Origin of the sequence: Thiorhodospira sibirica ATCC 700588, assembly GCF_000227725.2 — a bacterium.
Classification (GTDB): Bacteria; Pseudomonadota; Gammaproteobacteria; order Ectothiorhodospirales; family Ectothiorhodospiraceae; genus Thiorhodospira; species Thiorhodospira sibirica.
This window is the reverse complement of the sequence record NZ_MU255056.1, coordinates 2,726,290-2,737,708: the sequence shown is the minus strand read 5'-3', so window position 1 is coordinate 2,737,708 and position 11,419 is coordinate 2,726,290. Positions and strand designations below refer to the sequence as shown.

General features: G+C 55.3%; 11 protein-coding genes. 9 read left to right on the top strand and 2 right to left on the bottom strand.

What is annotated here, in order from left to right; translation table 11 throughout:
* From pufC (THISIDRAFT_RS12675) to THISIDRAFT_RS12640, 8 genes are all read left to right on the top strand, one after another.
* A partial coding sequence (pufC, locus tag THISIDRAFT_RS12675) for a photosynthetic reaction center cytochrome PufC (RefSeq protein WP_221914019.1) occupies positions 1-503 on the top strand: 503 nt, incomplete at its 5' end.
* Positions 504-868: 365 nt separating this feature from the next.
* Positions 869-1,273 carry a DUF4389 domain-containing protein gene (locus tag THISIDRAFT_RS12670; protein ID WP_006787496.1) on the top strand — a complete coding sequence of 135 codons (405 nt, stop codon included), beginning with the start codon at positions 869-871 and terminating at the stop codon, positions 1,271-1,273.
* 481 nt (positions 1,274-1,754) lie between these two features.
* Complete coding sequence (pufB, locus tag THISIDRAFT_RS12665) at positions 1,755-1,985, top strand: light-harvesting antenna LH1, beta subunit (protein WP_006787495.1); 231 nt, start codon at positions 1,755-1,757, stop codon at positions 1,983-1,985.
* A gap of 13 nt (positions 1,986-1,998) precedes the next feature.
* Positions 1,999-2,130 (top strand): light-harvesting antenna LH1, alpha subunit, encoded by a 132-nt coding sequence (gene pufA / locus THISIDRAFT_RS12660; RefSeq protein WP_006787494.1) that lies wholly within the window; start codon positions 1,999-2,001, stop codon positions 2,128-2,130.
* Between the two features lie 243 nt (positions 2,131-2,373).
* Positions 2,374-3,198, top strand: coding sequence for a photosynthetic reaction center subunit L (gene pufL / locus THISIDRAFT_RS12655; RefSeq protein WP_006787499.1), 825 nt, complete (start codon positions 2,374-2,376; stop codon positions 3,196-3,198).
* A 15-nt stretch (positions 3,199-3,213) separates the two neighbouring features.
* Entirely contained in the window at positions 3,214-4,167 is a 954-nt protein-coding gene (gene pufM, locus THISIDRAFT_RS12650; protein ID WP_006787498.1) for a photosynthetic reaction center subunit M, read from the top strand.
* Positions 4,164-5,186 (top strand): photosynthetic reaction center cytochrome PufC, encoded by a 1,023-nt coding sequence (gene pufC / locus THISIDRAFT_RS12645; RefSeq protein ID WP_006787497.1) that lies wholly within the window; start codon positions 4,164-4,166, stop codon positions 5,184-5,186. The genes pufM and pufC (THISIDRAFT_RS12645) overlap by 4 nt, the downstream gene beginning before the upstream one ends.
* A 209-nt stretch (positions 5,187-5,395) precedes the next feature.
* Entirely contained in the window at positions 5,396-6,178 is a 783-nt protein-coding gene (locus THISIDRAFT_RS12640; RefSeq protein WP_006788747.1) for a Spy/CpxP family protein refolding chaperone, read from the top strand.
* An 88-nt stretch (positions 6,179-6,266) separates the two neighbouring features.
* Here THISIDRAFT_RS12640 and THISIDRAFT_RS12635 read toward each other — a convergent pair whose 3' ends face one another.
* Both THISIDRAFT_RS12635 and THISIDRAFT_RS12630 read right to left on the bottom strand, forming a co-directional pair.
* On the bottom strand, positions 6,267-6,434 hold the full coding sequence (locus THISIDRAFT_RS12635) for a hypothetical protein (RefSeq protein ID WP_006788746.1): 168 nt from the start codon (positions 6,432-6,434) through the stop codon (positions 6,267-6,269).
* Positions 6,435-6,816: 382 nt separating this feature from the next.
* Positions 6,817-8,442 carry an aspartate:alanine exchanger family transporter gene (locus tag THISIDRAFT_RS12630; RefSeq protein WP_221914018.1) on the bottom strand — a complete coding sequence of 542 codons (1,626 nt, stop codon included), beginning with the start codon at positions 8,440-8,442 and terminating at the stop codon, positions 6,817-6,819.
* A gap of 118 nt (positions 8,443-8,560) precedes the next feature.
* Here THISIDRAFT_RS12630 and THISIDRAFT_RS12625 point away from each other — a divergent pair, with 118 nt between their 5' ends.
* Positions 8,561-11,263 carry a class I SAM-dependent DNA methyltransferase gene (locus THISIDRAFT_RS12625; RefSeq protein ID WP_246585397.1) on the top strand — a complete coding sequence of 901 codons (2,703 nt, stop codon included), beginning with the start codon at positions 8,561-8,563 and terminating at the stop codon, positions 11,261-11,263.
* Positions 11,264-11,419 lie beyond the last annotated feature (156 nt).

Sequence of the window (11,419 nt, the reverse complement as noted above, 5' to 3'; positions counted from 1 at the left end):
CACCCCAGGCGGGCGGCTTTGCGGCCAACCGTTATGGCATGAACCTGGGATCAGCCAGCGTCATGTACGCCTCCCTGCCGTATGATCCGTTCACCCCCTTCCTCAAAGGGGACAAAGACATCCCGATCGTACCGCTAGAAGCGTTGCCACAGCGACTGGGCGAAGGTGAACAGCGGGTATCCTTCATGGACACCTACCAGACCTACGGGTTGATGATGCACATCTCAGGGGCCTTAGGCGTCAACTGCACCTACTGCCACAACAGCCGGTCCTTCCTGACGGAAGAAACCACACCCAAGCACAGCCTGGCATTGATTGGTATCCGCATGGCGCGGGACATCAACACCAGCCAGCTGGAGCCGATGGCGGGGTTATATCCGGAAGAAGTGCTGGCAGCACATGGTGGAGAAGTCGCCAAGGTTAACTGCCTGAGCTGTCATCAAGGCGTGTTCAAGCCGCTGTATGGGCAAAGCATGCTCAAAGACTACAAAGGCCTGAACTAAAGGCCGGATGTCTGGCTGAGGGCGTGTGTTGTTGGGGGCAAGCGCTGGTGGGGAATTTTATTCATCCCCTGCCAGCGCCCCTGACCCCTCAGATCCTTATCTCACCCGCCAGCTCTTTACCTCCTGGCGGGTTTTTTTATGCCCAATATTCTGCTACTGTTTATAGGGTTTATATTTTTGCGTGTTTTAGGGCTTGCTTATGTTCCATGTCCTTGATTTCAGGATTGCAACATTGCTTGATCAAGTGCGTGAAGCATACGCAGGTCTGCGTTTCAATAAAAGGAGAAGATCCCTTTTTGCCTATACCTTAAAATCTTTTGTAGATTATTGAAACTATGAATATTTTTAGACTTGGAGAATACTTTATGAGCTACTCAGATAGTTCCAGAAACGACAACCAGGGGAATGCAACCCCGCAGCGAAGCAGCAATATGGATGACATGAAGGAAAACCTCCTTAAAGGAAGTACATGGCGCCGTTTTTTGTATATGGTGCTGTTTTTAGTGGTCTTTGTGGTCGTGGCCTTTGCCGGCTTTGTGTTGCTGGTATTCCAGTTCTTCACCACCTTGATTACCGGCCATCCCAACCCGAACCTCTCAGGCCTTGGCAAGAACATCAGCCGCTTACTGCATCAGGTTGCTGAATACTTGCTGTATTGCACCGAGGAAATCCCTTTCTCCATTGCCAATGCGCAAAATGTCGCTCCCACCGCTGATTCCGCAAAAACCGATAGCAGCTACGGCAGTGACGATAGTTCATCGCGTTATTGATCATTAAGCGAAAAGCCGTGCGTCAAGAGGTCTCTGGGCTTTGGTGTCTTTGCCAAGGCCCGCTAATCCGGGCAGGCCAGCAGACTGAGCCTGGGCTGTTTTAAGCAAAAAAGTTCGGGCAAGATTTAAATAAAAATTGATCTAGGCCGGGTTTCTTGTTTTTTTTTAGAGCAGATGCCAAAACAGGGCTTGCATAAACCTGAATCCGGATTAGAATTGAGGCTAAGATTTTCAGATGCAGGTTGAGAATCTTGTTTTAACCGCTGTCCACCAACCGTTTCAAGCAGACGATCTGGACAGAACAACGAAGTGTCAAGCCAGAAAAGGCTTGAGCATCGTAAGAACTGCTGTAACAAAGTATTTTCGAGGTCTTCTTTGTTACGGCTATTCCCTCCGCATAGTATCGTGCGGTAAACAGTGGCTCTAAAAGCCTAGCGTGTGTCAATGGCTGCAAAAAGCCCAAATTTTGGAGGTCATACAAATGGCTGATGAAAAATCCCTTACTGGTCTGACAGAAGACGAAGCCCTGGAGTTCCACGGCATTTTCATGATGAGCACGGCTGCATTTTTGCTTGTAGCGATTGTTGCCCACTTCCTGGCATGGTCCTGGCGCCCCTGGATTCCTGGCACCGACGGCTATTCCTGGCAGGTCAGCATGATCGTTGATCAGGTACAAGCCTACGCAACCCCGATTCTGTCAATCCTGGGATAAGGAGTAATACACTATGTACAAAATGTGGCTCTATTTCGATCCGCGCAGAACTTTGACTGCACTGTTCACCTTCTTGACCGTTCTTGCGTTCATTATTCACTTCATCGTACTTAGCACAGAAAACTTCAACTGGCTGGCCCAGTGATAGTTTGACTGACTAGTGGTGCGGACGGAAGCGGAGCCTTGATTCTGTCTGAGGTTCCGCTTCCACCATCTAGCTATAACCCGTTATGTCGTCATGATTACTCTTATTGAGTGCGTTGTTGGACATAGCGTCGTTATTCGGTGGTAACGGACGGACCCTGGGAGACATTGCCTGGATTCGTCCGCTGCTTTGAGTGCTGCGGGGGGGTGTTAAGAAAACACCTTCCGATCAGAGGATCGAAAAATGGCGATGCTCAGTTTTGAAAGAAGATACCGCGTACGCGGTGGTACGTTAATCGGGGGCGATCTATTTGATTTTTGGGTAGGGCCGTTTTACGTCGGATTTTTTGGCGTGTTAACGGTATTCTTTGCGGCGTTAGGTACACTGTTAATCGTGTACGGAGCGGCGTTAGGGCCTACCTGGAATCTATGGCAAATCAGTATTGCGCCACCCGATCTAAGTTATGGACTAAATATGGCGCCCCTGATGGAAGGGGGCTTATGGCAGATCATCACGATGTGTGCGATAGGGGCATTCGTCTCGTTTGCACTCAGACAGGTAGAAATCTGCCGCAAACTGGGGATGGGTTATCACGTACCGGCAGCGTTTGGCGTGGCGATATTTGCCTATGTCACGCTGGTAGTGATACGTCCTGTGCTGTTAGGTGCATGGGGCCACGGATTTCCGTACGGGATTCTGAGCCATCTTGACTGGGTATCCAATGTTGGCTACCAATTTCTGCACTTTCACTACAATCCCGCGCACATGATCGCGATCAGCTTCTTCTTCACGAATGCGCTGGCGCTGGCATTGCATGGGTCGCTGATTCTCTCGGCCACGAATCCTGCTCCTGGCGAGCCGGTGAAGAATGCCGAACATGAAAACACCTTCTTTAGAGACGTGGTGGGCTACTCGATCGGAGCCTTAGGGATCCATCGTTTGGGTCTGTTCCTGGCGCTGAACGCAGCGTTTTGGAGTGCGGTGTGCATGCTCATCAGTGGGCCGTTCTGGACGCGTGGTTGGCCAGAATGGTGGAACTGGTGGCTCCAGATTCCGATTTGGGCCTAAGAAAAGGGTATCACCATGGCTGAATATCAAAACATCTTCACACAAGTACAGCTGCAGGCCCCGGCCGACCCGGGCGTGGAACTCAAAGACAGCCCGTGGGGCAGAGACGGCAAGCCGTTTTTCTCCTACTGGCTGGGCAAAATAGGTGACGCGCAAATCGGACCGGTCTACCTTGGATTTACCGGGGTGGCCTCACTGATCTGCTTCTTCGTTGCGTTTGAAATCATCGGGCTGAACATGTTGGCACAAGTCAACTGGAACCCGATCGAATTCATCAAACAAATCTTCTGGCTGGGCCTGGAACCGCCCCCGGCAGAATACGGCCTGGGAATCCCCCCGCTCAATGATGGCGGCTGGTGGTTAATGGCAGGCTTCTTCCTGACCGCCTCCATCCTCTTGTGGTGGGTACGCACCTACCGGCGTGCGCGTGCCTTAGGCATGGGCACCCATGTTGCGTGGGCGTTTCTGGCCGCGATCTGGTTATACCTGGTCCTGGGCTTTATCCGTCCCTTAGTGATGGGCGACTGGAGCGAAGCGCCGCCGTTTGGGATCTTCCCGCACCTAGACTGGACCACCGCGTTCTCATTACGCTATGGCAACCTGTTCTACAACCCCTTCCACATGCTCTCGATTGCCTTCCTGTTTGGCTCAGCATTACTGTTTGCCATGCACGGAGCGACCATCCTGGCGGTGACCCGCTTTGGCGGAGATCGTGAGCTGGAACAGATCACCGATCGTGGTACCGCCTCAGAGCGTGGCGCGCTGTTCTGGCGCTGGACCATGGGCTTTAATGCCACGATGGAATCGATCCACCGTTGGGGTTGGTGGTTTGCAGTGCTGGTCACCATCACCGGGGGTATTGGCATCCTGTTATCGGGAACGGTGGTAGACAACTGGTACCTGTGGGCGGTCAAGCACGGCGTAGCGCCAGCCTATCCTGACGTCTTTGCGCCGGGGGTAGCACAATGAAGAGCTTGCGAAATAAACTGATGCCGTTGATAGCGGCAGGCGCCGCAGTGGCGTTACTGAGCGGATGTGAAGTACCCATTGGAATGGAAGCCGAACAGATTGGCTACCGTGGCACCGGGATGGAAGAAGTCAACAACCCGAGACTGCAAGCCAAACTGCTCGAAGCCAACCAAATCCCTGAACCACAGCCACCGGCCTCACAAAGTGGGCCGAAGGCAGGGGATGTGTATGAAAACGTCAAAGTCCTGGGAGATCTCAGCGTTGCTGAATTCAACCGGCTGATGAACGCCATCACCGAATGGGTGGCCCCGGTCGAAGGGTGCCACTACTGCCATGATGGCGACAACTGGGCAGCAGAAGCGCCGTACACCAAAATGGTGTCACGGGAAATGCTCAAGCTCACCCGGCACATCAACAGCCAGTGGACCAGCCACGTAGCCCAAACCGGGGTCACCTGCTACACCTGCCATCGCGGCAACCCGATCCCGGAAAACACCTGGCGCACCCATGGCGAACCACCCCAGGCGGGCGGCTTTGCGGCCAACCGTTATGGCATGAACCTGGGATCAGCCAGCGTCATGTACGCCTCCCTGCCGTATGATCCGTTCACCCCCTTCCTCAAAGGGGACAAAGACATCCCGATCGTACCGCTAGAAGCGTTGCCACAGCGACTGGGCGAAGGTGAACAGCGGGTATCCTTCATGGACACCTACCAGACCTACGGGTTGATGATGCACATCTCAGGGGCCTTAGGCGTCAACTGCACCTACTGCCACAACAGCCGGTCCTTCCTGACGGAAGAAACCACACCCAAGCACAGCCTGGCATTGATTGGTATCCGCATGGCGCGGGACATCAACACCAGCCAACTGGAGCCGATGGCGGGGTTATATCCGGAAGAAGTGCTGGCCGCACACGGTGGAGAAGTGGCCAAGGTTAACTGCCTGAGCTGTCATCAAGGCGTGTTCAAGCCGCTGTATGGGCAAAGCATGCTCAAAGACTACAAAGGCCTGAACTAAAGGCCGGATGTCTGGCTGAGGGGTGTGTTGTTGGGGGCCAGCGCTGGTGGGGAATTTTATTCATCCCATGCCAGCGTCCCTGACCCCTCAGATCCTTATCTCACCCGCCAGCTCTTTACCTCCTGGCGGGTTTTTTGTGTCTGCAGTTTATTGATCGTCCGCTTTATTTTCCTTCCTCGCTACGCATAACTCGCTCCAGGGAATCCCAAATGATCGCAGAAAAACCAAAGAATTATCGCAAATTGCTGATTTGCAGTGTCTTAGCTACCCTGTTTTCGTCGGCCACGGTAATGGCACAAACGCCCGATCCTCGCTTTATGCCACCTCACCCCGGCGCCGTACCCCCAATGATGGGTGCGCATGGCTATCCCGGAATGTATGGTGATGAGATGACCATGCCCGGTTATCGCCCGGACCGCTTTCCTGCCTATGGCTACGGGCATCCTGGCGTTCCGCCCGCGATGGGTCCCGGTCCCGATTATTACGGCCCGCCACAACGCGGGGCTATGCCCGAATGGCGTCCTCCGCATTCGGGGTCTGTGCGTACCTGGCAAGACGTACCTGCCAATGTTCGGCCGCAACGACCGGCACCTGATGCAGCAATGGAGCGTTATCCTTCGATGATGGACCGCAACATGCGTGGCATGGATCGGCCTGATATTTCAGCGTTGCTGGAGCTAAGCGACAAGCAGCGTGAGCAAATGCGTCAAATCGAGCGCCAGCAAAGGCGTGCGCACTGGCAACACACTGGAGAAATGATGGAAGCGCGGGAACAGCTGATGGACCTGTATGCCAAGGGAGAACGTGATCCCAAAGTCATTGGCGAGGCCTATGAAAAAATCTTCACTCTGCGCCGCGCCATGATTGAATCTCGCCTGCAATCCCTCAATGAGATGGAAGCCATGCTGGAAGAAAATCAGCGTGAACGCTGGCAACAGCTCTACCGTAATCGCCAAACCATGGACGCTATGATGGGACCGATGGGGCGTTAATTATTTACCCGTCTTATCTTACGCGAAAAGCCCCGCCGCTCAGGGCGGGAGGATGTCAAGAATCGCCCGAACCTCGGTTCGTCACTGATCAGGGCACAGCTTCTGCTGTGCCCTCATTGAAGGAGAGCTTTTGCAGGGAAATGGGCTGGATATCCTGCGCACGGGCTTCATAGCGGCTGTAGGTTCTGAAGGCAAAGGCGCTATCTGGGTTATTCACCACCTCAATCAATTGCGTCTGATCGAGTTTCGCTAACAAACGCTAGCGCGCACCCTCAAGTGAGGATGGGCCGATCCGCCAAAGCCAGATGAACAAACATCTGGCGCCAAGTTCTTGAGTACGCTTCAGGTTTTACATCTAAGACTTGCCCAGATAACCGCAAACCTAAACTCATTAAAGAACTAGAACAGCCCTTGGTTCTCGGGCTAAGGCCATAGTAGGGTATGCTAAAGCGTATGTAAACCCTATTTCTAACTGAACTTTCTAGGAGGGTTTGTATGCAAATGTTAGCGAATCGAAACCTAGGTGTAAGCATCTTGTCGATGCAGATTGGTCGCAATCAACACCATGCTGATCAGAATCAGGCTGACCCAGAAAAAGGAAAAACGCGCCAACACGGATCATTGCTTGCATACATTATCTATACCTGTGACAGTAAAAGAATCAATTGCGCGAGAATGATTTTAACCACCGTGGCCAGAGGGAAAACCGTAGCATAGCCCAAATGCGGTAAATCATTGCGCGATTGTTCCACCGCATAACCCAGTGCGGCGGGCTGGGTATGTTGTCCGCAGACAACGCCGAGCATGATATTCATCGGCAATTTGAGCAGCCGATAACCGATGATCAAGGTACTTAGCGCCAGGGTGAAGGTTAGCAGCGCCCCTGCCAGCAGCAGATCAAGCCCCTCACCGGCGCGTAAGGTGGAGGCAAAGGCATAACCGGAATTGGTGCCCACTCCCGCAAGAAACAACAGCAGACCAAACTGGCGTAAGGTCAGATTGGCCGAAAATGGCAGATTCCATAACACCGGGCCACTGTGACCGATGGCCCCCAGCGCCAGCGCGACCAGCAAAGGCCCTCCTGCAAAGCCCAACTGCAAGGTCAGCCCGCCCGGTAAAGGTATCGGCACCATCCCCAGCATCAGCCCCAGACATAAGCCGGTTGCCAGAATCGGGATGTTGACCTCGGACAGCGCCTGATACGAATCGCCAAAAAACTGGCTGACCCGCTCGACGTGATCACGCCGACACACCACCCGCACCCGATCCCCCAACTCCAGACGCAGATCATCACTGGGCAAAAATTCCATATCACCGCGCCGCACCCGCGTAATCACCGCCCCCAGCCGCTGCGGGATGCGCAATTCCGCCAGAGTGCGCCCGGCAACCTTCGGATTACTGACAAACACCCGGCGAAAATCCAGGCGCGAATGATCAAAGGTCAGATTGATATCCACCACCTCGCCCATCCGGGCGGCAGCGGCATGCAAATCCTCATGCGTGCCCACCAACGTGACCTCATCGCCCACCTGTAAAACGGTATCGGGCTGCACCAGATCAAGCTCATCATGGCGCCGGTAACGCCCAAGAATGACATGCCAGTGTTCCTGTTCACGCCAAAACTGGATCGGTGCCTGAGACAATTCAGCGCGGGTAATGCGCACCGTCAGATTCGCCAAATGCTCGCCGGTGGCCCCATAGTCACGCAAGCCTGCCGCCTCCCGCGAATAATCAATACGCCACAGCCGCTGTATCAGAGCAATCGCAATAATCACCCCAAGCACCCCGCCAGGATACGCCAGCGAATAGGCCACCACCGCCGTTGCCTGTGCCGCCTCGCCACTATTGCGCAGCGTTTCCAGAACGCCGGCCAGCGCCGGGGTATTGGTCGTCGCACCGACAAACAAACCAGCGGCCACCGCAGGGTCCAGCGCCAACAGCTGTGCCAGCAGCAGCGTGAGCCCCGCGCCACACAGCAAGGCCGTCAGCACCAGCGCATTCGCCCGCAGCCCCCGACGATTAAACGAACGCATAAACGCCCGCCCACTGGCCAAGCCCACCATATACACAAAAATCGCCAGCCCCAGCTGCACCACAAATTCCGGCAGCCGCAACTGCGGGTCCAAGGCCCCAAAGGCCAGCCCGGTAAACAGCACCGCCGCCACGCCCACCTGCACCCCCAAAATCCTGATCCGCCCCAGCACCATGCCAAGCGCCGCCACCACAAACAACAGTAACAGCGGATTGGCAATCAATATCTCCACCACGAAAAAAGCCCCTCAGCCGAAAAAATACGCCATTATCGTATGTCCGGTGGTACATTGGGAGCACCGAGCCCTGGCTCGGCATAAATCGGCATAAAAACATAGCGGCATCTTCCAGATGCTGCAGCAAAAAGCGACGGCTGCCTGCCGCGACGCACGCAGCGCAGGCAGGGAAGCCGCCGCCACATCGCTTTACACTACCGCACAACAAACAACCACACACGCACCCATGAACGCCGTCGAAATCGAACAAGCCATCACAGACCTCGCACAACACCCCTTTAACCCCGCCGAATTCCCCTACGCCTTCCTCGAAGCCTTCGGCAACAAAGCCACCACCCTCAAACGCCTGCGCGCCGGAGTCTCCAACAAATCCGACCTTGGCGGCGTTTTGCAAACCCACAACATCCACATCCTCACCTGCGCCCCCGGCCAGGTCACGGCAACACTCGCTGCCCTCAAAGCCAGCCCCGCCACCACCAAAGCCAAAGTCAAATTCATCCTCGCCACCGACCTGCCTGCGCCGCGTGCGTCGCGGCAGGCAGGCGGCACCGACCTCGAAGCCGAAGACCTCAACAACGGCGAAACCATCGCCTGCGCCTACCCAAACCTCCCCGACCATTTCGGCTTCTTCCTGCCACTGGCCGGCATCAGCACCGTCCAGCAAATCAGCGAAAACGCCTTCGACATCCGCGCCACCAGCCGCCTCAACCGCCTCTATGTCGAACTCCTGAAAGACAACCCCGACTGGGGCAAAGCCGAGCGCCGCCACGACATGAACAAATTCATGGCGCGGCTCATCTTCTGCTTTTTCGCCGAAGACACCGACATCTTCCTCGAAAAAGGCCGCTTCACCGCCACCATCAGCCAAATGAGCGCCGCTGACGCCTCCAACACCCACACCATCATCGCCACCCTCTTTCGCGCCATGAACACCCCCCGCGCCAACCGCACCACCGCCCAAATACCCCGCTGGGCCGACGGCTTCTCCTACGTCAACGGACGCCTCTTCTCCGGCAGCGACACCGTACCCCGCTTTAGCAAAATCGCCCGCGCCTACCTGCTCCACGTCGGCGGACTCGACTGGACCAAAATCAACCCCGACATCTTCGGCTCCATGATTCAGGCGGTTGCGGCGGATGAGGAGCGCGGCGAGCTGGGGATGCACTACACCAGCGTCCCCAACATCCTCAAGGTACTCAATCCGCTCTTCCTCGACGATCTGCGTTCCAAACTGAACGAGGCGGGCGACAATCCGCGCATGTTGCTCAACCTGCGCAAGCGCATGGCGAGGATCCGGGTGTTCGACCCGGCCTGCGGTTCAGGCAATTTTCTGGTGATTGCCTACAAAGAGATGCGCGCCATTGAGGCCGAGATTAACCGGCGGCGCGGTGAATCGGATCACGCATCGGAGATCCCGCTGACCAATTTTCGCGGCATCGAACTGCGTGACTTTCCGGCGGAGATCGCCCGCCTTGCGCTGGTCATTGCCGAGTACCAGTGCGACGTACTCTATCGCGGGCAGAAGCTGGCCCTGGCGGAGTTTCTGCCGTTGAGCCATGAGAGCTGGATCACTTGCGGAAATGCGTTGCGGCTGGATTGGTTGAGCATCTGTCCGCCAACCGGAACCGGGGTCAAATTGCATGCCGATGATCTTTTCGGCAGGCCGCTGGAGCAAGCCGAGATCGACTTTGAGAACGAGGGGGGCGAGACCTATATTTGCGGCAATCCGCCCTATTTGGGTTCCACTTGGCAAACTATCGAACAAAAGGCCGATTTGCAAATTATTTTCGATAAGCGCACCAAGAACTGGAAATCACTTGACTATGTGGCGGGCTGGTTCATGAAGGCCGCTGATTACGGCACGCATACCCACTCCTCTGCGGCTTTTGTCTCTACCAACTCCATTTGTCAGGGGCAGCAAGTGGCGATTCTCTGGCCGCTGATTTTTGCCAGTGGTCATCAGATTGCCTTTGCGCATACCTCGTTTAAATGGGCAAACCTCGCCGCGCACAATGCGGGCGTGACGGTGGTGATTGTCGGCATCGCTAACCCAGCCCCTAAAGTGCGGCAGCTTTTTGCGCTCACCGACGACGGCGAGACGGAGGTCAAGGAGGTGGCGCAGATCAACGCCTATTTGGTGCCGGGAGCCAATGTGGTGGTGGAGAAGGCGGCGCGGCCTTTGAGCGGGCAGGCGGAAATGCTTCGCGGCAACATGCCTTACGATGGCGGACATCTGTTGCTATCCAGAGATGAGGTCGATGCGCTTGGCTTAACTCCAGAACAGCGTACTCGCTTTATTCGTCGTATCTACGGCTCGGCAGAGTTTATTCGTGGTCTGGAGCGCTATTGTCTATGGATTGAGGATGCTCATCTCGAAGAGGCGCTGGGTATTGATGCCATCCAGCAAAGAATTGAAGGGGTGCGAACGATGCGGCTGGCAAGCCGAGATCGCGGCGCTAATGAAATGGCAGCGCGGGCGCATCAAATGAGGGAAATGAATATTGGACGGAGCCAGACGATTGTGATGCCTGGTGTTTCATCTGAATCGCGTGCTTATTTACCCGTTGGGATTGTAGATAACAATACATCTGTGACCAATCTAGCCTTCGCCCTCTACGATGCCACGCTCTGGAGCCTCGCTTTTATCGCCTCGCGCCTGCACCTGGTCTGGATCGCCACCGTCTGCGGCAAGCTGAAAACGGATTTCCGCTACTCCAACACCCTCGGCTGGAACACCTTCCCCGTTCCCACACTGACCGAAAAAAACCACAACGACTTGACACGCAGCGCCGAAAACATCCTGCTCCTAAAAACCTAAACAAAGTTGCTTATGCGATTTTTAGGCACTTCGCTCTCCGTTGATAACACCCTTGCGGGCGAGCAACTGGAGTCCGGGTTGAGCAGTCCCAACCGAATGGCCGGTCAGCACCGGCAACATGGGCGGTTTCAGCCGTCGAAACCCAGCTTGCGCCAT